This window comes from Haliscomenobacter sp., assembly GCF_040403615.1.
In the GTDB taxonomy this organism is placed as follows: Bacteria; Bacteroidota; Bacteroidia; order Chitinophagales; family Saprospiraceae; genus Haliscomenobacter.
The window spans coordinates 1-23,199 of record NZ_JBBAKG010000024.1 but is presented as its reverse complement, the minus strand read 5'-3'; the positions used below and the strand labels follow the sequence as shown (position 1 = coordinate 23,199).

Annotated in this window: 16 protein-coding genes; 7 read left to right on the top strand and 9 right to left on the bottom strand. The window is 47.1% G+C overall.

Features of this window, described 5'->3' with window-relative positions:
- Position 1 precedes the first annotated feature (1 nt).
- Genes ABW391_RS09835 through ABW391_RS09825 form a run of 3 tightly spaced genes read right to left on the bottom strand, consistent with a single transcriptional unit; the run spans position 2 to position 2,978 of the window.
- Positions 2 to 358: a hypothetical protein gene (locus ABW391_RS09835; RefSeq protein WP_353481682.1), complete on the bottom strand. Its 357-nt coding sequence runs from the start codon at positions 356 to 358 to the stop codon at positions 2 to 4.
- 21 nt (positions 359 to 379) lie between these two features.
- Positions 380 to 1,576, bottom strand: a complete 1,197-nt coding sequence (locus tag ABW391_RS09830) for a DUF1501 domain-containing protein (protein WP_353481681.1) — start codon at positions 1,574 to 1,576, stop codon at positions 380 to 382.
- Between the two features lie 19 nt (positions 1,577 to 1,595).
- On the bottom strand, positions 1,596 to 2,978 hold the full coding sequence (locus ABW391_RS09825; protein ID WP_353481680.1) for a DUF1800 domain-containing protein: 1,383 nt from the start codon (positions 2,976 to 2,978) through the stop codon (positions 1,596 to 1,598).
- A gap of 164 nt (positions 2,979 to 3,142) precedes the next feature.
- On the opposite strand from ABW391_RS09825, the gene ABW391_RS09820 reads away from it, so the two are divergent.
- The 3 genes from ABW391_RS09820 (at position 3,143) to thiL (ending at position 6,012) form a co-directional block, all read left to right on the top strand.
- The gene (locus ABW391_RS09820) at positions 3,143 to 3,688 is read left to right on the top strand and encodes a tetratricopeptide repeat protein (protein ID WP_353481679.1); all 546 of its coding nucleotides are present in this window, start codon (positions 3,143 to 3,145) and stop codon (positions 3,686 to 3,688) included.
- Positions 3,689 to 3,763: 75 nt separating this feature from the next.
- Complete coding sequence (locus ABW391_RS09815) at positions 3,764 to 4,939, top strand: thioredoxin family protein (RefSeq protein WP_353481678.1); 1,176 nt, start codon at positions 3,764 to 3,766, stop codon at positions 4,937 to 4,939.
- A 29-nt stretch (positions 4,940 to 4,968) separates the two neighbouring features.
- Positions 4,969 to 6,012, top strand: coding sequence for a thiamine-phosphate kinase (gene thiL, locus ABW391_RS09810; protein WP_353481677.1), 1,044 nt, complete (start codon positions 4,969 to 4,971; stop codon positions 6,010 to 6,012).
- Between the two features lie 105 nt (positions 6,013 to 6,117).
- Here thiL and ABW391_RS09805 read toward each other — a convergent pair whose 3' ends face one another.
- The 3 genes from ABW391_RS09805 to secA all read right to left on the bottom strand — a co-directional run bounded on the left by ABW391_RS09805 (position 6,118) and on the right by secA (position 15,140).
- Positions 6,118 to 9,090 carry a T9SS type A sorting domain-containing protein gene (locus ABW391_RS09805; RefSeq protein WP_353481676.1) on the bottom strand — a complete coding sequence of 991 codons (2,973 nt, stop codon included), beginning with the start codon at positions 9,088 to 9,090 and terminating at the stop codon, positions 6,118 to 6,120.
- 209 nt (positions 9,091 to 9,299) lie between these two features.
- Positions 9,300 to 11,702: an endopeptidase La gene (gene lon / locus ABW391_RS09800; protein WP_353481675.1), complete on the bottom strand. Its 2,403-nt coding sequence runs from the start codon at positions 11,700 to 11,702 to the stop codon at positions 9,300 to 9,302.
- Positions 11,703 to 11,813: 111 nt separating this feature from the next.
- Entirely contained in the window at positions 11,814 to 15,140 is a 3,327-nt protein-coding gene (secA, locus tag ABW391_RS09795) for a preprotein translocase subunit SecA (RefSeq protein ID WP_353481674.1), read from the bottom strand.
- A 270-nt stretch (positions 15,141 to 15,410) separates the two neighbouring features.
- Between secA and ABW391_RS09790 the strand changes: the two genes are divergently transcribed.
- Complete coding sequence (locus ABW391_RS09790) at positions 15,411 to 16,157, top strand: hypothetical protein (RefSeq protein ID WP_353481673.1); 747 nt, start codon at positions 15,411 to 15,413, stop codon at positions 16,155 to 16,157.
- Between the two features lie 2 nt (positions 16,158 to 16,159).
- On the opposite strand, the gene proB is transcribed toward ABW391_RS09790, so the two are convergent.
- The 3 genes from proB to ABW391_RS09775 form a co-directional block, all read right to left on the bottom strand.
- Positions 16,160 to 17,239: a glutamate 5-kinase gene (proB, locus tag ABW391_RS09785; protein ID WP_353481672.1), complete on the bottom strand. Its 1,080-nt coding sequence runs from the start codon at positions 17,237 to 17,239 to the stop codon at positions 16,160 to 16,162.
- An 89-nt stretch (positions 17,240 to 17,328) separates the two neighbouring features.
- Complete coding sequence (locus ABW391_RS09780) at positions 17,329 to 18,486, bottom strand: sensor histidine kinase (RefSeq protein ID WP_353481671.1); 1,158 nt, start codon at positions 18,484 to 18,486, stop codon at positions 17,329 to 17,331.
- Between the two features lie 30 nt (positions 18,487 to 18,516).
- The gene (locus ABW391_RS09775) at positions 18,517 to 19,542 is read right to left on the bottom strand and encodes a DUF3089 domain-containing protein (protein WP_353481670.1); all 1,026 of its coding nucleotides are present in this window, start codon (positions 19,540 to 19,542) and stop codon (positions 18,517 to 18,519) included.
- A 251-nt stretch (positions 19,543 to 19,793) separates the two neighbouring features.
- Here ABW391_RS09775 and ABW391_RS09770 point away from each other — a divergent pair, with 251 nt between their 5' ends.
- From ABW391_RS09770 to ABW391_RS09760, 3 genes are all read left to right on the top strand, one after another.
- The gene (locus ABW391_RS09770) at positions 19,794 to 21,512 is read left to right on the top strand and encodes an ABC transporter ATP-binding protein (protein ID WP_353481728.1); all 1,719 of its coding nucleotides are present in this window, start codon (positions 19,794 to 19,796) and stop codon (positions 21,510 to 21,512) included.
- A 94-nt stretch (positions 21,513 to 21,606) separates the two neighbouring features.
- Positions 21,607 to 22,272, top strand: coding sequence for a hypothetical protein (locus ABW391_RS09765; RefSeq protein ID WP_353481669.1), 666 nt, complete (start codon positions 21,607 to 21,609; stop codon positions 22,270 to 22,272).
- A 508-nt stretch (positions 22,273 to 22,780) separates the two neighbouring features.
- Positions 22,781 to 23,199: hypothetical protein (locus tag ABW391_RS09760; RefSeq protein WP_353481668.1), on the top strand; the 419-nt coding region annotated here is incomplete at its 3' end.

Here is a 23,199-nt window from a genome sequence, read left to right as displayed (position 1 = left end):
ACTACTTCTGTGACCCTGCACCTTTTCCTTTTTTAGGGCGATTGGCTTTCATGGCATCCAATTTGGCCTTTTGTTCCTCATTCAATACGCCGCGTACCTCTTCCTGCATGGCTTGCAACAAGGGGGCCATTGCTTCCCGCCGAGCGGCCTGTTCGGTGTTGATGTCACGGGCATCCTTCAATTTGGGACGGTAATTGTCGATTATGGCTTTGATCTCTTTTTCCTGATTGGCATTGAGGCTCAATTTGACCCTCATCGAGTCCATATTCATCATTGGCCCACGAGCGCGTTGGGCACTCAAATTCAAGGCAAAAAAGAGCAGACAAGCAAAGATGGAGCTGATTTTCAGCAGTTTCATGGTTGATGTATTTTGATTGAATTAAACAATGTCCAGGCCTTTAAACGAATGTCCCAAAATTTGGGGTGCTGGAGCTTCCAGCCATTTGTTGAGCAAGGTAGTATAGATGTCTCGAAAATCAATTTGGTACTTCAAGTCGCCTTCATCCAAGTCACTCAAATTGGCAGGGGCATTGAAAAAACCAGCTTTTTTGAGGTTGCCTCCGATCAGAAACAAGTTATTGGCCGTTCCATGATCGGTACCTACGCTGGCGTTTTGTTTCACTCGGCGACCAAATTCTGAAAAGGTCATAATCAGCACATCGTTGAGCAAGTTGTTTTGCTTCAGGTCTTGCACAAACGCTTTCATCCCCTCTGCGTATTGTTGCAGCAAGCGCTCCTGGCGGTTGCGTTGGTTGGCGTGGGTATCAAAGCCCGTCAGGGAAGCATAATAAATCTTGGTATCGGTATCGGCAGTGATCAACTGCGAGATCATCTTCAAGTCTTTGGCAAATTCACTCTGTGGATAAGCCATCGTGGAACGGTACACTTTGGATTTTTCAAACAGGTAATCGGCGGAAGACTGGGTATCCACCAGGGTTTTGTACAAATAGGCTACATTTTCTTCTTGGTGGTTGGCGCTGGGCGTTTTGCTCACCGCTTGCAGCAGTTTATTGTCGGTGGTCCGCTTGAGCTGGGCGGGGTCGCTCATGGCAAATCCCCGGCGTTGATTGCCTTTGAGTGCCAGGCTCAGGGTATCGTCCAATTCAATGGCGTGATACGGTGAAGCACAGCCCTGACAATTGCTGTCCAGGTAGCGCCCCAGCCAACCAGAGTTGAGGTACTCGGTGCTTTCGCTGGCGGTGTGCCAAATATCCATCGAGCGAAAGTGGGAGCGGTCAGGGTTGGGATATCCCACACTGTTGACAATGCTCATTACGCCATCATCGTATAAGCCTTGCAGTGCTTGTAATGCAGGATTGAACCCCAAATCACTGCTCACCTTCAGCACTTGAGTTTTTGGGATACCGAGGCTAGGTCGGTTTTGGTAATAAAGGTCGTTTTGGTACGGCACAATGGTATTGAGGCCATCGTTACCCCCTGAAAACTGCACCACTACCAGGATTTTTCCACTCCGCCGTGCCATCAATTGGCCAAAGGCTATATCGTTGAGGAAGGCAGGCATCATCAAAGCGGTACTTGCCAATCCCGATTGCTTCAAAAAATTCCTTCTTTTCATGTTTTTCAATTTGGGACAATTAGCACAATTGATATTCAGGCAAAGTCATCAAGCGGGAGGTCATTTGGCGAATGATCGTTTCACGATCGGAAGCTGGCAATTCTCTGGTGTAGGTTTCAATGGGCAGAGAGGGTTGGGCCATCAGGAGGTATGATGCCAGTTCCGTCGCTATTTCTTGGGTTGTGGTGCCTTTGATGCTGGAGCTGAGTGGTGCCAAATTGAGGGTATTGCTCAATCTCCGTCCACCCTTTTCGCGCATTTCGTCTTCAAATTCCCCTTTGGTGCGCAAGCTGAATTCGGTTGCGTTAAAGAGGTATGCCGAAAGATTGAGCCGTAACATCAGGGTTGAGTTGTCGATCCAGGTTTTGCCTCCTGGCCAGCCTGCCACATTGGGCGGATTGAACAAAATTTGCCCCAGCGCACGTTGGATAAACAGCATGCCCATTGGTAGGTCAAATTTCATTTCGGTGGTTCGCATCAACCCTGCGGTAAACTCAATAGGCGATTTGATGCGGTTGCCCATATTTTGCTGTGCATAAAACCAATCGCTGGATAGAATGCTGCGCATCAATTTTGAAATATCGTAACCCGATTGAAAAAATTGCTGGCTCAGTTCTTTTACTTTTACTTCATCCACTTGCTCGTTGACGAAGTGCTTGTACACTTTGCGCACGATGAACTGTGCAGTTTCGGGTTTTTCCAGGATGATGTTGACGATGTCTTTTCCATCAAAAGTGCCCGTTTTTCCAAAAAAAGTTTTGCTGCCATAGTCGTGCCACATTGGCCGAAACAGGTAATCGCCGCGCAAATCGCTAGACCAACCCGTGAAGGCGCGGGCAGCTTCCTTGATGTCTTTTTCAGTGTACTGACCCCGACCAAGGGTGAAGAGTTCCATCAATTCCCGGGCGAAGTTTTCATTGGGTTTTTCCTTGCGGTTTTGCTGGTTATTCAGGTAGCGGATCATCGCGGGGTCTTGGGCGATGGCCAAAAGCATATCGCCGAATTTACCTAGGGCATGTTTGCGTAAGGTATTGAGGTATTGCATGCTTAGCTTGCCAAAATCGGGCTTGCAGGCAAAATGGCCGTGCCAAAAGAAGGTCATGCGTTCCAGAAGTGCGCTTTCCTTAGGGTTGGCCATGCGGTATACCCAATTGGTGTTGTATTCAAAAATACGACGTTTCTCTTCGCGCAAAAACTGCTCAAACTGCTCGCGATTTTCGCGTTTTTTTTCCATGTCTTCTGGCAAAGAAATTTCAGCAATCGGGAGGGCTACGGTTGCATTCCTGGATTGAGTAAACAAATCCTCTATGGCCTTGCTGATGGGCCATGCTTTTTTTTGTTGCCACTCTGCCGGACTCAGGCCAAAACCTGCGCGCCAGTAGAGGTGTTTTATTTTTTCCATGTTCAGCGATTTGTGTTTGTGAAAGCTTAGACGGTGTGAGGCAGGATTGGTTTAACGGGGAGAATCTTAAGAAGAAGTTAAAAGAAATTTACCTGGAGTTTGGCCTATAATTCAACTCGACTTCAAGTTATTTTTTTATGTAAATTTGAGCTAATTTTTATTCTATGGAAGGATTTTGGACAGTCATTTTTGCAATTTCCCTAGCACTCCTTTGCGCTTGTACGCCCAAACCACAAACGGCAAATGAAGCAACCCAGGCGGAATTGGTAAGTACCCTGGCGGAGTTGGAAACCACCTTGCGACAAAAGCCTGATCAGGCATTAGATACGACTCGGGTCAATGCGTTTGTAAGCAATGCACAAGCCCTGGCCAGCAGGTTTCCACAAGATTCACTGGCGCCGGTTTACTTGTTTCGTGCGGCAGAGCTTTGCCATGCTATTGGAAAATTCAACGAGGCCATTGGTTTGTGGGGACAGATTGGCACCTCTTTCAGCCCATACATCCGCAGTGCAGAGGCCGTTTTCATGCAAGGCTTTGTAGCCGAAAACGAGCTAAAAGACAAAGACAAAGCCCTTGAATACTATGAAGTCTTTTTGGAAAAGTATCCCGAACATCCCATGGTCAAAGATGCTCAGGTACTGGTAACCAACCTAAAAAGAGGCGTTACGGATCAGCAACTCATTGAGCAGTTTGAACAACAGCAACAATAAACCCAAAATCGGGAAGTTAATTTTTCAGCTTTACTTACATCATTCCACGCTTTGAAGCGACAAAAAAATGATTCTATGAAAAAAATGATTTCTACACTCGTGGTATCCACGATGCTGCTGAGTGCAGCGATTGGGCAAGGCATTGAGTTTTTTCACGGCACCTGGGACGAGGCCATTGCCGAAGCCAAAAAACAGGAAAGACCCATTTTTGTAGACGCATTCACCACCTGGTGCGGACCTTGCAAAATGATGTCAAAAAGCGTGTTTACCAACGAAGAAGTAGGCGCTTTTTTCAATGAGAACTTTGTCAGCATGAAAATTGACATGGAGCAGCCAGAAGGTACCAAATTTCAAAAAACGTACCCCGTCTCGGCTTACCCGACTTTGTATTTCATCGGCAGCGATGGCAAGGTGATCAAGCGGATTGTCGGCGCCAAGCAAGTAGAAGAATTCATCAAAGAAGGTAAAAGTGCCCTCGGTCGGGTAGACAATATGGATGAGTTTGCCAAAAAATACGATGCTGGCGACCGCAGTCCTGAACTGGTGTACAAGTACGTGCGGGCATTGGGCCGCCTGGGCAAACCCAATCCTCGGATCGTGAACGATTACCTGCGCAACCAAAAAGACCTCAACTCCGAACTCAGCCGCAAAATCATTTTTGAGGGCACCAATGAAGCCGACAGCCGCGCATTTGAATTATTGGTGCAAAACCGCACTGCAATTGCTCCGTTGGTAGGTGGTGAAGAAGCCGTAAAAAATAAAATACTGGCCGCTTGCAAGGCTACTGCTCAAAAGGGCATCACCATGCAAAACGAAGAATTGCTCAAAGAGGCCAAAAAGAAAATGCAGGCCAACGTGCCAGATCGCGCCCAGGCTTTTGCGGCACGGATGGACATGGAATTGGCCAACAAACAAGACAACAGCAAAGACTACATGAAAGCCGCCAAAGCATATGCCAAAGCTGCTGCCAACGAGCCAGTGGCAGAATTGCGCACGGTAGCTTTTGAGTTAAAAAAACGCAGCAGCGCAGCACCCGATGCCCTGGATACAGCAATTGAATTGATGAAAGTGGCTTCCGAAAAAAGCACCCAATCCATTTATGCCCTCAGTCTGGCCGATTTGCTGGTCACCAAAGGAAAAATCCCCGAAGCAAAAGTTGCAGCTGAAAAAGCAGTAAAATTGGCTGAAAAAGAAGGCGAAGACAGCGTTCAGCGGGCAAAAAGCTTTCTGGATCGATTGGTTCAGCCTTAAATAGACTTGTTGTACACCAAACACCATTCATGCAAGACCAAGCAGAACCACGCACCGATATCAATTCCCTTGGCGAATTTGGCCTCATTGAGCACCTCACTCGTCAATTTCCGCTACAAAATAGTTCCTCGCTCAAAGGCGTAGGCGACGATGCTGCCGTGATCGACAATTCCGGCTACCTGACTGTTGTATCCACCGATATGTTGGTAGAAGGCATCCATTTCGACTTGATGTACATGCCCCTCAAGCACCTGGGTTACAAAGCTGTGGCGGTCAATGTGTCTGACATTTACGCTATGAATGCCCAGCCCAAGCAGATTACCGTGAGTATGGCCTTGAGCAACCGCTTTTCGCTGGAGGCTTTGGAAGAGTTGTACGAAGGCATCCGTTTGGCATGTCAACACTATGCCGTGGATTTGGTGGGCGGAGATACCAGTTCTTCGCAACGAGGAATGATTTTGTCCATTACCGCGATAGGACAAGGCAAGGCGGAAAAAATTGTATACCGCAATACCGCTAAAGTAGGTGATTTGGTTTGCATTACCGGCGACCTAGGTGCGGCCTATCTCGGCTTGCAGATCCTGGAGCGGGAAAAGCAATTGTACCTTTCCAACCCGGGCATTCAACCAGACCTGGAAGCACAAAACTACATCATCGGTCGTCAACTGAAACCCGAAGCGCGGAAAGACATCATCGAGATGTTTGAAAAGAACCAACTCGTGCCTACTTCCATGATCGATATTTCAGATGGGTTGGCTTCGGAATTGTTTCACCTCTGCACCCAATCTGGCGTTGGTGCTTTCCTGGAAGAGAGCGGCATCCCCATTCATCCAGATACCGAAATGCAGGCCATAAAATTTGGTCTTGACCCTACTACTTGTGCCCTGAGCGGAGGCGAAGATTACGAGCTACTCTTCACCATCAATCCCAAGGATGTGGACAAAATCCGCTTTTTACCCGATATCTATATTTCTGGGGAGATTGTGGAAGCCAAAGATGGACTTAAACTGCACACCAAAGGGGGGAATATTCATGCTTTGAAAGCCCAGGGTTGGCGGCATTTTGAGGAATAAAAAATGTTCAGAAGTGTGACTTTACTCAAAAAAAGCAGCGGGATTTGTGACAATGCCACAAATCCCGCTACAATATTTATCTTTTCCAAGATTTAAGCTACATCGTTACTGCTTTGTAAATTTCAGCATTTCTCCAGCCTGTCCTTCCGCATTGATGCGTACGAAGTACATACCAGCAGAAAGGTTGGTTACGTCGAGTTCCGCTTGAGTAATGCCTGATTCAAACGCATGGCGTTGCATCAGTTTACCGTTCAGGTCAACGATTTCTACCGAAACAGCTCCGTTCTTGTTGCTCAATTGCACATTCAATGCATTTTGAGCGGGGTTGGGAAACAAGTTCGAACCCTGCAACTCGCCAAAGGTGACACTATTGCAACGCTTGATTTCAAACGCAGCGCCTGCCACATCCAATCCCGCACAAATGCTGCCGCCACCTTGTACCAGCAAACCATTGACATCAAAACCAGTGGTTTTGCCCAACTTGACAATGCTCAAGTCAAGGGTTGCAGGGTTGTAAATCAAAGTGTGGATGCGGAATTTTCCAGTACGACTTACATAGAACTCCGGAGAGTGTGTATTTACCGCCTGAATGACTAAGCTTTCGCCTTCAGTCAAAACCCAGATGGAACGGTATCCGCTAGGGCCGCTTGGCTGGTGCAGGATGCTGGCTTTGAGGCGAACTGCACGCAATCCGTTGTAGCAATTGATGGGTTGTGGCGCAATGCGACCTACACTCACCGTACAAGCACACTCCACTACGTTGAATGGTGCACCAGCGACATCCAGTGCAGCACAGATTTTGCCGCCGCCTTGAACCAACAAGCCATTGACATCAACACCCGTAGTCTGACCAAATTTGACAATGCCCAAATCCAAGGTTGTTGGATTGTACACCAAAGTATGGATGGTAAATTTACCCGTCTTTTTAACAATAAATACCGGCAAGTTATTGACCTGCTCGATCACCAGTTTGTCACCAGAAGTCAGGACATACAGCAAGCGATAACCCGCAGGAATTGTAGGCAACTGACTGATAGCCGCACTCAACGTAGCACTCCCATTGGTCAAACAAGCAGATCCAAAGGCACGCAAAGTACCTGCTTTGGCCGTACAGCATGCAACTGCAGAGACATCAAATTTGGCACCGGCTACATCCAGCACAGCGCAAATTTTGCCACCACCTTGAATCAATAATTTGTTGACGTCAAAACCTGTAGTTATGCCTGGTCTCACAATGCCCAAATTCAGAGTAGCCGGATTGTATACCAAAGTGTGGATCGTGTAACGAGCTGCGCGGGTCACCGTAAACTCAGGAGTTGCACTGGTGCCAATGATCACCAGACTGTCGCTGCGGGTCAGTACATAAGCCAATTTGTAACCATTTGGTACATTTGGACGAGAAGTCTGGATGGCCTGCAAACGCGCTTTGCCGTCTTGCAAACAAGCACCACTAACCGCACGCAGTGTTCCGGTTGATGCAACACAAGGGCAAGCAGTGACATCAAACTTTGCACCTGCTACGTCCAGCGCTGCGCAAATGCTGCCGCCACCTTGTACCAGCAATTTGTTGACATCAAAACCGGTGGTAACACCAAGTCTTACAATCGCCAAATTCAGGCTTTTAGGATTGTAAACCAGGGTGTGGATCGTGTATTTGCCAACTCTGTTGACCACAAATTCAGGCTTGGCACCTGCATTGATGATCACCAGACTATCACCGCGGGTCAACACGTAGGCTACCTGGAAGCTATCCGGGATAAAGGGAGCAGTAGCAACAGTGGCGCGCAAACGCACGGTGTCTCCTTCCAGACAAACCTTGGAATCAGCGCGCAAAGTTCCTGCTTTGGCAGAGCAACAAGGCGTTGCAGAGATATCAAATTTGGCACCTGCTACATCCAGCACGGCGCAAATTTTGCCACCACCTTGAATCAATAATTTGTTGACGTCAAAACCGGTAGTAACACCTGGTCTCACAATGCCCAAATTCAGGGTAGCCGGATTGTATACCAAAGTGTGGATCGTGTAACGAGCTGCGCGGGTCACCGTAAACTCAGGAGTTGCACTGGTGCCAATGATCACCAGACTGTCGCTGCGGGTCAGTACATAAGCCAATTTGTAACCATTTGGTACATTTGGACGAGAAGTCTGGATGGCCTGCAAACGCGCTTTGCCGTCTTGCAAACAAGCACCACTAACCGCACGCAGTGTTCCGGTTGATGCAACACAAGGGCAAGCAGTGACATCAAACTTTGCACCTGCTACGTCCAGCGCTGCGCAAATGCTGCCGCCACCTTGTACCAGCAATTTGTTGACATCAAAACCGGTGGTAACACCAAGTCTTACAATCGCCAAATTCAGGCTTTTAGGATTGTAAACCAGGGTGTGGATCGTGTATTTGCCAACTCTGTTGACCACAAATTCAGGCTTGGCACCTGCATTGATGATCACCAGACTATCACTGCGCGTCAGAACATAGGCTACCTGGAAGCTATCGGGTACAATTGGAGCAGTGGCTATAGAGGCACGCAAACGTACGGTGTCTCCATCCAGGCAAGCTTTGGTTTCAGCGCGCAAAGTTCCTGCTTTAGCAAAGCATGGATCGGTACAAGCACCAAAGCTGAATTTTGCTCCGGCTACGTCCAGGGCTGCACAAATTTTGCCGCCACCTTGAATCAGTAATTTGTTGACATCAAAACCGGTAGTAATACCTGGCTTCACGATGCTCAGATCCAGCGTTGTAGGATTGTACACCAGGGTGTGGATCGTGTAGAGGTCGTTCGGTTGTACTTTGAAGAAGGGGAATCGGCTTACTCTTTGGATCTTCAGGCTATCGCCTTTGGTCAGTACATACAATACACTGTAGCCAGCAGGAACTACTGGCGCCGCAACCTCGTCAGCCTGAATGCTGGCAGTGGTTGTGGTTTGGCACACTTTAAGATTGCCCAAACGGCCAAAATTGGCCAGGCAAGAGCTTTGTGCCTGCAATACCGAAAAAAAAGTAAAACTTAACAAGAGAAGAAAAAGGCTGCGGCTGAAGGCTCGCCAGCCACGTGGGGAAATGTGGACAACTTGATTCATAATGGTTTGGTTTTGGTAAATTGTTAAAAGTTCAACTGTGGAAAGCAGAAATGGTTGTGAAAAGTAAATTAAGAAACCTGCATTTGTCATCTGAATTGCCAAGTCTAAAATTGCGCTGTACAAACTATCATTTGAAAAAAAAATCGGCTCAGTGCAACAAAAATGCACTGAGCCGAAGCGTTAATGTATTCACTAATTGAAGTTAATGCTTAGGCAATTGCCTGCGCCAATACTTCCTGCATATTCCCGACATAGTGGAATTTCAAACCACTGATGTAATCGGTGTTGATGTCTTCCACATGGCGACGGTTTTCTTTGCATAGGATGATTTCTTTCATGCCTGCCCGTTTGGCCGCCAGGATTTTTTCCTTGATTCCGCCTACCGGCAAAACCTTTCCTCGCAGCGTGATTTCGCCAGTCATGGCCAAAAATGGCTTAACGGGTTTGCCCGTAAAGATGGAAGCGAGTGCCGTAAGCATGGTCACTCCTGCTGATGGGCCATCTTTGGGGATAGCGCCTTCGGGGATGTGGACGTGTACGTCGCTTTTTTCAATTTTTTCGGTATCCACGCCCAGTTCTTCGGCGTGGGCTTTGATGAAACTCATGGCCGTAGTTGCCGATTCTTTCATCACCTCTCCGAGGTTTCCGGTCAGAATCATGCGACCAGTGCCTTTGCTTACGCTGGATTCCACAAAAAGAATTTCGCCACCCATTTGAGTCCAGGCCAGACCAACTGCTACACCAGGAGAAGGAACTTCTTTGTACAACTCTGATGTATAAGGCTTGATGCCCAGGATGCTGGCTACTTCCGTTTCGTCGATATTGGGATTGGAAGTTTCATCCATCGCGACCTCCTTGGCAACGTGGCGCATTATCGCGGCAATTTGGCGATTGAGCGAGCGAACGCCCGATTCGCGGGTGTATTCCTGCACAATTTTCTTCAAGGCTTTTTTGCCAAATTTCACCTGACTGGCCTTGAGACCGTGCTCTTTCAGTTGCTCTGGGATGAGGTGGCGCTTGGCAATTTCCACTTTTTCTTCCATGGAATAACCACTGATTTCAATGATTTCCATCCGATCGAGCAGTGGTGGCTGAATGGTACTCAAACCATTGGCCGTAGCGATGAACAATACTTTGCTCAAATCATAATCCACCTCCAGGTAATTGTCGTGAAAATGGTCGTTTTGGGATGGATCCAACACCTCCAACAACGCAGAGCTGGGGTCGCCCCGAAAATCGCGGCCAACCTTATCGATTTCGTCAAGCAAAAATACTGGATTGCCGCTGCCAGCTTTTTTCATCGATTGGATAATGCGACCAGGGAGTGCGCCAATGTAGGTTTTGCGGTGTCCGCGAACTTCACTTTCATCGTGCAAGCCACCCAAAGACATTTGGACAAATTCCCGATCCAGAGCCGTAGCAATTGACCTGCCCAAAGAGGTTTTACCGACTCCCGGAGGGCCTACCAGACACAAGATGGGCGCCTTCATATCGCCTTTGAGCTTGAGTACCGCCAGGTGTTCCAGGATCCGTTCTTTAACTTTTTCGAGGCCAAAGTGATCGTGATCCAGTACCTTTTTGACCCGTTTGAGGTTAAAATTGTCTTCAGAATATTGTTGCCAAGGCAGATCGATCATCAATTCCAGGTAGTTCAACTGGATCGAGTATTCGGCCACCTGTGGATTCATCCTGCGGAGTTTGGTCAGTTCCTTCTCGAAATGTTTTGCGGCAGATTCTGACCACTGCTTGGCTTTCCCCTTGGCCTCCAAAGAATTTACGTCTTCTTCCTGCGGATTTTGACCCAATTCTTCCTGGATGGTCTTGAGCTGTTGGCTCAGGAAATAATCCCGCTGTTGTTTTTCTAGATCACCACGTACCCTCGTTTCAATTTTATCTTTCAGTTCCAACAATTGCAGTTGGGTACCCATTTCATGGATGACCAGGGATGCCTTTTGGCTCAAGTCGTTGTATTCCAAAATTTGTTGCTTTACCTCAACCTTGGAATTCATGTTGGAAGAGATAAAATTCAGCAAAAAGGAATTGTCCTGAATGCTGCGCAACATGGCGATGGCCTCTTGTGGAATATTGGGAGAAAGCTCTACAATCCGGTGCGACAAATCCATGATGGTGGAAATTTGCGCTTCGAATTCAAGTGTATCGATGTCTTCTGGATGGGGCAATATCCGAATAGAACCCTCCATGAAGGGGGATTCGCGGAGCATGTCTCCCAACTCAAAACGCTTTTGCCCGCGCAAAATAGCCGTGGTGGTGCCGTCGGGCATGCGCAAAATTTTGATGATTTGCGCAACTGTTCCGATTTGATAGAGGTCTTCGGCCCCAGGGTTTTCCACCTTGACGTCGCGTTGTGACAATACTCCAATCAATTTGGCGGATTCATAAGCCTCGTTGATGGCTCGAATCGATTTATCGCGTCCTACCGTTATAGGAATGACTACTCCGGGAAAAAGTACAGTATTCTTAAGTGCCAATATCGGCAAAAAGCCAGGATATTGATCGTCGGCGATGGTATCCTGGCCCTCGTCCATGGAAAGCATGGGGAGGAAATCACTGTCGTCGTCTAGTTCTCTATTTACCAAAAGCGCGTCGAACATAAATTGTTTTGAGTTATGAGCCAGGAGCTAAGAGTTATGAATGATGAGTTATGAGTTATGAGTTGTTTCCAGCTCATAACTCATCATTCATAACTCATAACTCACAACTGCTTACTTTCCGTGACATTGTTTGTATTTCTTGCCACTGCCACAAGGACAGGGGTCATTGCGCCCAATTTTAGGATCCTTGCGGATGGGTGATACCTTTTCCTTCGGAGCACTGCTGGCTTCAGCCATAGCGCGGCGGCGAGGATCTTCTTTTTCATTCCGGTTGGTTTGAGTACGAGAGACTTCCTGAGCGCGTTGCTCACGGGCTTGCTCCAGGGTGGTTCCATCCGAGAAAACCAGGGTGCCTTTTGACAAGTAACTGGTCACCAATTGGTTTACCTCCATAAACATGTCCTGGAACAAATCGTAGCCTTTGATTTTGTATTCAACCAAGGGATCTTTTTGGGCAAAGGTTACGGCTTGCACCGAATCCTTGAGTTCGTCCATGTTGCGCAGGTGTTCCTTCCACTTTTCATCGATGATGGCAAGGGTTACAGTGCGCTCGATGTCCCGAACTATGGTTTTACCTTTGGATTTTACTGCATCCTCCAGGTCTGCCGTTACGGAGTAAGGGTGCGAACTGCCATCCGTAAACGGAATCACAATCCGCTTGTAAATATGCCCCTGGTTGTTGTACACATCCTGGATTTGGGGCAACAACAATTCGATGATGTGCTCCGATTTGCGCTGGTAGAATGTATTGAATTGCTGGAAGTAAGCTGCAACAACCTCTTGCAGAGGAGAATCCATGAAAAACTTGGCTTCGAATTCAGGATCGAGGCCCAGCATACTAATCGATTCACGGCGGAAAGTATCAAAGTTTCCAGCCTGACGATGCAGCATGACCAGGTTTTCCACCATCGATTCAAAGCTGGTATAGAGGTCTACAGAAAGGCGCTCGCCATAAAGGGCGTTGTCGCGTTTTTTGTAGATGCTTTCCCGTTGAACGTTCATGACGTCATCGTACTCCAACAAGCGCTTGCGGATACCGAAGTTGTTTTCTTCTACTTTTTTCTGCGCCCGCTCGATGGATTTGGTGACCATGCTGTGCTGGATCACGTCTCCTTCCTTGTGTCCCATGCGGTCCATCAATCCGGCAATACGTTCGGATTGAAACAAGCGCATTAAGCTGTCTTCCAGGGATACGTAAAACTGAGAAGTACCCGGATCACCCTGGCGACCAGCACGACCCCGCAACTGGCGGTCGACCCGGCGCGATTCGTGGCGCTCGGTACCGATGATGGCCAAACCACCTGCTTCTTTCACTTGGGCAGAAATCTTGATGTCCGTACCCCGACCAGCCATGTTGGTGGCAATGGTCACTTTACCTGGACGGCCTGCTTCGGCTACGATTTCGGCTTCGCGTTGGTGCTGTTTTGCGTTGAGTACGTTGTGGTCGATGTTGCGCATTCGCAACAAGCGGCTTAGTTTTTCAGAAATGTCGACCGAAGTGGTGCCCACCAGAATGGGCCGCCCTGCGTTGCTGAGGCTGACAATTTCATCGATGACCGCGTCGTATTTTTCTTTGGACGTTTTGAACACCAAATCGTCCATGTCCTTACGGGTCATGGGGCGGTTGGTGGGGATAACCACTACGTCGAGTTTGTAGATGTCCCACAATTCTTTGGCTTCGGTTTCGGCAGTACCCGTCATACCCGACAGTTTGTGGTACATCCGGAAGAAGTTCTGAAGCGTAACCGTGGCGTAAGTTTGGGTGATTTCGCCCACCTTTACGTTTTCCTTGGCTTCCAAGGCTTGGTGTAGTCCATCCGAGTAGCGGCGGCCTTCCATCATACGCCCCGTTTGCTCGTCTACGATTTTCACTTCACCGTCCATCACTACATAATCTTCGTCAATTTCGAAGATGGTGTAAGCTTTGAGCAATTGGTTGATGGCGTGCAAACGGCGTGACTTGAGGGCAAAATCCTGAGACAGCTTGGTCTTGGCATCGATTTTTTCCTCTTTGGTCAAATTAGCATCCTGGTCAATTTCCATCAACTCGGTGGCCAAATCGGGCAAAATATAAAAATCAGGATCAGAGCTACCCTGGGTCAGGTATTCTACCCCTTTATCGGAGAGTTCTACCTGGCGGTTTTTTTCATCGATGGTAAAGTACAACTCCGCATCCACCAGGTGCATGTGCTTGGATTGCTCCTGCATGTAGTGGTTTTCGGTTCTTTGCAAGTGTACCTTCACCCCCTCTTCGCCCAAGAATTTTATCAAAGGGCGAGACTTGGGCAATGCACGGTAGGAGCGCAACAGCGACATACCCGATTGGCTTTCATCAACGCCGATTTTCCCTTCGTTGTACAGCTTGCGGGCTTGCGCCAAATACTCAGTAGCCAGTTTGCGCTGCATGTTGATGAGGCGCTCTACGGCAGGCTTGAGGTCTACATAATCCTGGTCTTCGGTGGTGTAACCCACTGGCCCGGAAATGATCAAAGGCGTACGCGCATCATCGATCAATACGGAGTCCACCTCATCCACAATGGCGTAATGGTGTTTGCCTTGCACTTTTTCTTCTACGGAACGCACCATGTTGTCGCGCAAGTAGTCGAAACCAAATTCGTTGTTGGTACCAAACGTGATGTCGCATTCATAAGCGGCGATGCGCTCTTCTGAATGTGGTTGGTACTTGTCAATACAATCTACAGTAAGAAAAAGGAATTCGTAAAGTGGGCCAACCCATTCTGAGTCCCGTCGAGCCAGGTAATCGTTGACGGTGACGATGTGTACCCCTTGACCGCCGACACCATTGAGGTAAGCAGGCAAAGTTGCCACCAGGGTTTTACCTTCCCCTGTAGCCATTTCGGCGATCTTTCCGTCGTGGAGTACCATACCACCAATGAGCTGTACATCGTAGTGTACCATGTCCCAGGTGATCTCGCCTCCAGCGGCAGTCCACTGGTTTTTCCAGATGGCTTTGTCGCCATTAATGGTGATGTAGCGTTTATTTTTGGCGGCCAGGTTGCGGTCGTGATCTGTAGCTGTTACTTCCAGGGTTGGATTTTCCTTGAAACGACGTGCTGCTTCCCGACAAACGGCAAAAGCCTCGGGAAGAATTTCTTTGAGGGCTAATTCGAGCTGCTTATCGCGGTCTTTCAGTGCTTCGTCAATCTCATTAAAGAATTGCTCTTTTTTGATAAGATCTTCTTCCTGAGCGGCTTTAACGTGGAGTTCTTCGATTTCTTCATCGATTGCAGACAATTGCTGGGCAATGAATTCCCGAAATTCCAGGGTTTTATTCCGCAGCTCATCGTTGCTGAATTCGCGAAGTTCTTCACCAATGCGGTTGATTTCGTCCACAACTGGTGAAAGACCCTTTACGTCTCGCTCGTGCTTGGTGCCGCCGAGGATCTTGGTTAGTGCTTTTCCAATAGTACCAAACATGTTGGGTAATTTGTACGTTATGAGCTTCTAGTTTTAAATTTGAGCTCAAAATTACCACAAAGATACGGCGGTTTAACGAATGATGGATGGCGAATAATCTTTACTGCAATCTACAGGTTAAAATTTTCCATTGATCATTGGCTATCTATTTCGCTTTTTCTTTGGGTTCGTGTTTTTATTCGCCCAATTTTGTACCAAATTTGCAGAAATTTAAATACTGAGCCATTTTGGCAGAAATGCTTTTTTTTTACTTACAAGATTGACACCATCATGAGAAGAAGTTTTTTTGCAGCCCTTTTGCTCCTTATTGGCAGTCTGTTGTTGACTTGCGACCGCCAAAATGACACTTATGAAGACATTCGCAACTATTATTTCCCGCTAAAAGAGCTGACCGAGGGCATGGTATATGAGTATGATTTCATTGGCAATGACTCCATTGCTCCCGATTATTGGTACTATCGCTCTTTGATTCAGGATGGCAAAACCTACCTGACCAGTACCCTTTATCGGTCGGATGATTTGAGCCCACAGATTCACGCACGGGAGGCAATGGTGCGGAATGGCATGCTGTTGGAAGAAATTTTTTTTTACGAAAGAGATACTACGGGTAAACCCGAACAATTGCAGGTTCCGGTTAAAATCGTGGCAGGCAACGCCTATCCCTTTTTTGTACGCGAACCCAGCGGGGTATTTTTGGTGCGGCTGGAATGGGCCTCAGCAATGGATACGCTTGACAAACATGTGCTGATCAAAAATCGGCGCTATGTGGGCGCAACCACGCTGGAAGTAGAAGGCAAAAAATACCCTTGCGTCAAATTCTCCTTGCGTGAAGCCGTCGAAAACCACCACAACGGGCTTTGGGCTCCGCCTCCATATTCAGGAGATGAAACTTATGCCAAAGGAATTGGACGGGTGCATTATCGCAAGTTTGTAGGCAATCAATTGTTGGAGTACAAACTGGTGAAGCGCTACCCGATGTCGGAGCTGGAAAAGAAATTCAAAGCAATGCAACAATAGAACTACCCAATCAGCAAGTAATCGTAGTGCACCAATGCTTTTTTGCCTTTTTGCCCCAGGTACTTGCGGGCAGTAGTTGAGCCGTATTGCACCATGCCGATGCCCAATTCTTCGTCACCACAGAAAATGGCCACAATATCGCCTCGCTCAAACTCGCCTTCAACTGCCGTAACGCCAACGAGTAGGAGACTGGATACCCGCTCGGCAGCACGCAAAGCCTGTGCGGCTCCTTCGTTGATGACGATTTTGCCTTTGGTCTCAGCACCTTGGTAGGCCAAACGTTTTTTGAGATTGGAGGTTTTCTTTTGGCTGGGAAACAGGGTGTATGCTCCGCTTTGGTTCCAGATTTCGTGCAGGATGTTGTCCTTTTTCCCATTGGCAATAATGGTATGCACGCCCAAAATGGCCGCCTTGCGGGCAATGCGGTATTTGGTATTCATGCCACCCCGCCCAAAAGAAGAAGTAGAAGGCAGAATGAAGCGTTGAAACTGGCCATCGGTGGGATCAATTTCGCGGATGAGTTGGCTGTTTGGGTCGCTGGGATGCCCATCGTAAATTCCGGCCACATTGCTCAATATGACCAGGGCATCGGCATTGACTGCGGCCGCCACGAGGCCAGCCAGCTCATCGTTGTCGGTAAACATCAATTCCGTAACCGCTACCGCGTCGTTTTCGTTGATGATGGGTATGATCTCATCCCGCAACAAGCCTTGCAAACAAGCCTTCATGTTGAGGTAGTGTTCGCGGTCGCGAAAATCTTCTTTGGTCACCAGCAATTGGGCGATATGTGCGCTTTGGTTCTCAAAAAGTTGCTGGTAAATCTGCATCAGTCGTGGCTGCCCTACCGAAGCCCAAACTTGCCGGCGCAAAACAGGATTGACATGGCTCAACTGAGGCAAGGCAGATCGCCCCATGGCCACTGCACCCGAAGAAACCAGGATAACCTCTGCTCCTTGGCTGCGCAGCCAAGCCACTTGCTCCACCAAATGGGCAATGCGTCCCAAATCGGGTCGACTTTGCTCATCGGTCAAGACGTTGGAACCAATTTTTACGACAATGCGGTGATAGATTGAAACGGACATGAAGTTGTACCAGTTGCAGTTTTATTGGTAGGGATGGCAAAGATAAGAAGTTATTTTTGGAAAAACCGAATCTGTATTTTACGCTCAGGTTAAGCCGCCTTAATCAAGCGAATAGAAAAAGTAGTTCCTTTTCCTTCTTCTGATTTTTTGACGAAAATTTTTCCGGAGTGGTATTCTTCAATGATGCGTTTGGAGAGGGAAAGTCCCAGACCCCAGCCGCGTTTCTTGGTGGTAAATCCTGGTTGAAATACAGTTTTGAATTTTGAACTGGGAATGCCTTTTCCCGAATCGATCACGTCGATATTGACCACGTGTTCTTCTTCGGTAACGTTGACCTGAATGCTGCCTATTCCATCCATGGCATCGAGGGCATTGCGCAGCAGGTTTTCGATCACCCAATCAAACAAAGGAGGATTGAGGCGCACGCGCAGGGGTTTGCTCTCTGGATCAGGAAAATTGAACTGCACTTTGCGGGAAGCCCGACGCTGCATGTACGCGCGGCATTTCTCCAATTCGGAATAAATGTTAACGGGATCAAGAGAGGGAATAGAGCCAATTTTGGAAAAACGCTCAGCGATGAGTTCCAGGCGGCTTACGTCGGTGCGCAACTCGTCAACGATTTCAATAACTTCTTCGTCTTCCTCGCGCATGGCACGCAGGTTTTCCAACCAGGCTACAATACCACTAATGGGCGTACCCAATTGATGGGCGGTTTCTTTGGCCATGCCCACCCAAACCCGGTTTTGCTCGCTGCGCCGCTCGGTGCTAAAGCCGGCATACCCCAGCCCTACAAATGCGGCAATGAGGATCAATTGAATCAAGGGAAAATAGCGCAACTGGCGAAGCAAGGTTGATTCCTGATAATATATTTTATTGCCTTCGCTGATGATGGGTTCAAACCCGCTCTTTTCCATTTTCTTAATGATGGGATTGAAGTAAGCATCTTCGTCCTTAATGCCATCTTCAAAATTGGCGTGGAAAAGAACCTTGTCCCGTTCATCGGTTACAAATACGGGAATGGTGGTATTCCGTTCCATAATTTGCAACTGCAAAGAAAGGTCTTCAAATTGTTTGGAGGGGTCATTGACTTGATCTTGCGCCAATACGAAGTTTTCGACCCGGTTTTGTTCGCCTTGGGCGAGCTCTTTGGACAGGTAATTGGTATAAAAAACGGAAATCAAAAGAATGGCCACCCCGGCTCCAGCGAGATAAATTTTCCACCGCGATTTTCGGCTATAAATTTCCATAAACAGGTTCGTATTGGATTTTTTAAGGGTTTAAAATTTAAAACTAGAAACCCGCGTTGCCGCATTTTCCCTAACATTCTGATAAAAAAGGTTGAAATCACCAATATGGTAGTTGGGATTATTAAACAGGAAGCTTCCAGGAAATTTTGGCTTGTTGACCCACAACAGGCCATCGTGTACCTGGGCATCGCATACTTTTGGGATAATTTTTTTGAAACTGCGCAACACAGCGCCTTTGTTGAGTTCACGGGAGGCATAAAGTGTATCACTCGACCAGTTTAACGGATTTGTGTTGGCAATATTGTTCCCCTTTTTGTGAATCTCGGGATAGTGCCCCTTCAAGTAAGTACGCCAGGAACAAAAGCACCCGGTTTGATCAGGGCTGTCGCAAACTGGAATATTTTGCAAAAAATCCTTTTCAATGGGCATCCCAATCAGATAGGCGACTACCAGGCGCTGACGCAAAGCGGTGGTGTCAAAAAACTCTTTAAGCAAGCGCCGGGTATGGGTTGTGCCCTGGCTATGGGAAGCAATGATGATGGGTCTTCCTTGATTGTAATGATCGAGGTAATACTGGAAAGCCCGGCGTACATCATCGTAGGCGACATCAAAAACCCGTTTTTGCAGCTCCTGGTCACGAAGCCAGTAGGCACTTATATTGGCCTGTCGGTAGCGAGGGGCATAAACCCGGCCTACACCATTGAAGATACTGGCCTGAAAACGGATGGTACCCTCATCTACTTTTTTGTTCAGTTTGGCATCAGCTATGTCGGCATTCCAGGGGTCATTTTCCTCCCGTTGCTGCGTATATATGGTAGGGTATACAAAAAAAATATCCGTTCTGCCATCCAGCTGGTGGTCTTCCATGCCCACAGGTACTTCATCGGCGGCGTCTTTCCTGTCCGGTAAGGCGGCCCAGGCGGAAGGCTGGACATAATCTGGAGCAGGTGGAACGGAGGAATTTCCCCCAACGGCCACTTCTTGCGAAGTTGAGCAAGCCCAAAAGAGCAAAGCGATAAAAGGAATACTAAGGTAAGGTGCAGTTTTCATATCCATACAACGGATCAAAAGTTGAAAATTAGATGTCTAATCAACAAAAATATTTTTTTGAGGAAAATAAGTCAATTCTACATTAATTTTGCCCATCCAAACGCAGTAATTTTTCTGTTTAAGGTGTTATTTCTTATTTAAGCAGAAAATCAACTTCCCGATTTTTTGCGTCATTCTTATTTGTTCACCAACCCGATACAATCTTGGCAAACGATCAACCCAAAAATAAGTTCAATTTTTACTTGCTGCGGCGGGTAATGGCTCAGGCAAAACCTTATCGAGGCGTGATGATCGCCTCCGCGATAATGGCCACCGTGCTTGCCCCACTGGGTACCTTGCGGCCTTGGTTGGTACAAGTGATGGTGGATGAGCATATTTTCAAACTCGACCTGAAGGGATTGGGTACGATGTCGATCATCTTTCTGACTACCTTACTTTTTCATGCTTTTTTGCAGTACATATTTCAATACGCCACCAATTGGCTGGGGCAATGCGTAGTGCGCGATCTCCGGGTGAGTATTTTTCGGCACATCACGAGTTTGCGGTTGCGCTATTTTGACCGCACTCCCGTGGGCAATTCCATTACGCGCACCATCAGCGATATGGAAACCATCAATACCGTGTTTTCGCAGGGGGTGATCACGATGATTGCCGATATTTTGACCTTAGTGGTGGTGCTGGCCATCATGTTTTACACCAGTTGGAAACTCACCCTGGCGTGTTTGCTGACGTTGCCGTTTTTGATGGCGACCAGTTATTATTTTCAAAAAAACGTGAAGCGTTCGTTTCAAGATGTGAGAACGCAAGTGTCCCGCATGAACTCCTTTTTGCAAGAACGCATCTCGGGCATGCGCATCGTACAAATTTTCAATGCCGAACAGCAGGAAGGCGAGAAATTTCGGGAGGTCAATCGCGACTACACCACGGCCAACCTCGATTCGGTTTTTTACTACGCCGTATTCTATGCCGTAGTCGAAATCATCGCTGCCGCAACCCTGGGGCTGATGATTTGGTGGGGCGCGCGTGGCGTGATTGCCGATGAAGTGACGATGGGTTCACTGGTTGCGTTTCCGATTTACCTCAATATGCTCTTCAACCCCATCCGCACCCTGGCCGATCGGTTCAATACTTTGCAAATGGGTTTGGTAGCAGCAGATCGGGTTTTTGCTTTGCTGGATGACCCTGAAAACCTGGAACAAAACGGCAGTTATAAACCAGAAAAGTTGAATGGCGAAGTTGATTTCGACAAGGTTTGGTTTGCTTACAACGAAGAAGATTACGTCCTGAAAAACGTGAGTTTCCACATCAATCCAGGCGAAACCCTGGCCATTGTAGGTGCCACCGGTTCTGGAAAGTCTACCATCATCAATATCCTCAATCGTTTTTACGAAATCCAACAAGGTGCCATCAAGGTGGACGGAGTAGACATTCGGGATTACGATTTGTTTGCCCTGCGGCGCAGGGTAGCACTGGTGTTGCAAGACGTGTTTTTGTTTGCCGGTACGGTACTCGAAAACATTACGCTGCGCGATGAAACCATCACCCGGGAACAGGTGATCAATGCGGCCAAAATGATTGGTGCCCACGAGTTTATTGAAAAACTGCCCGGAGGCTACGATTATCAGGTGATGGAACGCGGGGCCACGCTTTCGATGGGACAACGGCAGTTGATTTCCTTTGTGCGTGCGCTGGTTTTTGAGCCAGATATTTTGATTTTGGATGAAGCCACGTCTTCCATTGACCCCGAATCGGAATCGGTGATCCAATTCGCCATCGAAACGATGATCGCCAAGCGGACTTCAATTATCATTGCGCACCGCTTATCCACCATTCGGCATGCCGACAATATTCTGGTGCTGCACAAAGGCGAAGTACAAGAATATGGCCCGCACGAGGAGTTGCTGCGCAACGAAAACGGGCATTACAAACAGTTGTACGAGATGCAGTTTTTGCAGGTAGCAGCGATGGAGGAGTAGGTACAGGAGGATTCATTATGAGGCTTTTACGTAAGTTTAGGGAATTTTCTTAAAAATTCCCTCATTTTTCATAACCTAAACTCCTTTCCGTCGCATGAAAAAAATACCTCTGCGTTTGACTTTCCCTATTTTATTCTTGATCCTACTGGAAGGGTGCAGTTCATCTAAGCAAAGCATTACAATCGATCCTAACCTTGAAGAAAAATACAAAACAGCATTAAAATCATTTAATTCTGAATGGCAATCGATCGCCGCAGAATTCGATACAAATGAAGGATTGAATGGCAATGGCCCAGCCTTGATCAAGCATTTTAGCATAGATACTTTAAATTTGAAGCAGATCGTTGTTCCAAATTACCTCAAAAATCTTGCAGTATCCAAGCAGGATATTTTGATTACAAATGGAACCTTAGAACAAGGTATTTTAACCATCAGAATTTCAACCATTTTTGGTAACCAATTCATCACGCATATAATTAAAGACAAAAAAATCAGCACTTCATTCCGGGAATATTATAAGTACGACAAAATATTGAAACTATCAGCCGGTGACAGTCTTTCTAATGAAATCAATATTCCCCTCAGCATTAAAGAGCTATCCTTATCAACGGATAATTTTGAATTAGGAAAGTTGGTTTATGGCCATTGTCAGTTTGAGACCGAACCCTATTTTTTGAAGTCTTTAGATCTGGATGGGCAGCTTCTACTGCTAAAGCGCAGTTACGATTACTATTTTCGATTTGCACCAAATAAATTTTAACCCCCAACCACTTCCTCAAACCACTGCTTATTCTTCGCTGGCGTGAAAGACTTACGCCAGCGGGGAGCTTTTAAGCGCTAATCGTTTTTTGGTAGCTCCTCTGGTGCAAGTCTTCTAAAAAACCCAACACCATTACCTTTCGCTAGAACACAGCACCTTCAAACTTGTGCAAGTGTGGTATATTTTCAAATCTTGATAAAAATAACGACAAAAGCCAGAACAATTTTCCGAATAGCTAGTTTAGTTTTTATTGTGAAAACACACCAATAAGGTGTGAAAAAATTATAAAATAAATACACTACCGACAACGCGACATTCAACAACTGACTAGGGCTGTTATTAGGAACGAGTGAAAAATCATTGTTAAGTCCGTGCAGGGACATTCTGAATGATTTAATACGGGTGCGATGTCATTTGCAGGACATCGGCAAATAAGGAGCTAAAAAACGAAAAATAGTAAGGTTAAATTTGAAATATTATTTTGAAATATTATCCAAACCAAAATTTCATGAATCATCTACCCATTTTTACCCGCTTATTATTGTTTAGTCTACTGTGCCTGATGGCAACAACTTTTGCCAAGGCTCAATCATGCCAACGCTATTCATTCATCTACATTACTGGTAACAACAACATTTGTGTTGGGGATGGCGTGCCAGATGTGGTTCGATTTTTTACGAACGCAAAAGGATCCTACGTCTATGTAACTACCGATGAAAAAGGGCTTGTTCTCACAAGTATTACCAATGGGAACAGCTTTGATTTTGAAAAAGCAGGAGTTGGTATTTGTCGCGTATACGGTGTGTCCTTAGGGGCAGGAGATCAGTTGAGGGGGGACATTATTGGTAAGGCTGTTCGAGCCACTCAACTATCATGCATAAATTCGGTGAAAGTGGACAGTAAAAAACGGAGCAAAGTGAACAGTCA

Coding starts and splice junctions, on each gene's coding strand:
- ABW391_RS09835 (WP_353481682.1), bottom strand. CDS start 358: ATGAAACTGCTGAAAATCAGCTCCATCTTTGCTTGTCTGCTCTTTTTT.
- ABW391_RS09830 (WP_353481681.1), bottom strand. CDS start 1,576: ATGAAAAGAAGGAATTTTTTGAAGCAATCGGGATTGGCAAGTACCGCT.
- ABW391_RS09825 (WP_353481680.1), bottom strand. CDS start 2,978: ATGGAAAAAATAAAACACCTCTACTGGCGCGCAGGTTTTGGCCTGAGT.
- ABW391_RS09820 (WP_353481679.1), top strand. CDS start 3,143: ATGGAAGGATTTTGGACAGTCATTTTTGCAATTTCCCTAGCACTCCTT.
- ABW391_RS09815 (WP_353481678.1), top strand. CDS start 3,764: ATGAAAAAAATGATTTCTACACTCGTGGTATCCACGATGCTGCTGAGT.
- thiL (WP_353481677.1), top strand. CDS start 4,969: ATGCAAGACCAAGCAGAACCACGCACCGATATCAATTCCCTTGGCGAA.
- ABW391_RS09805 (WP_353481676.1), bottom strand. CDS start 9,090: ATGAATCAAGTTGTCCACATTTCCCCACGTGGCTGGCGAGCCTTCAGC.
- lon (WP_353481675.1), bottom strand. CDS start 11,702: ATGTTCGACGCGCTTTTGGTAAATAGAGAACTAGACGACGACAGTGAT.
- secA (WP_353481674.1), bottom strand. CDS start 15,140: ATGTTTGGTACTATTGGAAAAGCACTAACCAAGATCCTCGGCGGCACC.
- ABW391_RS09790 (WP_353481673.1), top strand. CDS start 15,411: ATGAGAAGAAGTTTTTTTGCAGCCCTTTTGCTCCTTATTGGCAGTCTG.
- proB (WP_353481672.1), bottom strand. CDS start 17,239: ATGTCCGTTTCAATCTATCACCGCATTGTCGTAAAAATTGGTTCCAAC.
- ABW391_RS09780 (WP_353481671.1), bottom strand. CDS start 18,486: ATGGAAATTTATAGCCGAAAATCGCGGTGGAAAATTTATCTCGCTGGA.
- ABW391_RS09775 (WP_353481670.1), bottom strand. CDS start 19,542: ATGGATATGAAAACTGCACCTTACCTTAGTATTCCTTTTATCGCTTTG.
- ABW391_RS09770 (WP_353481728.1), top strand. CDS start 19,794: ATGGCTCAGGCAAAACCTTATCGAGGCGTGATGATCGCCTCCGCGATA.
- ABW391_RS09765 (WP_353481669.1), top strand. CDS start 21,607: ATGAAAAAAATACCTCTGCGTTTGACTTTCCCTATTTTATTCTTGATC.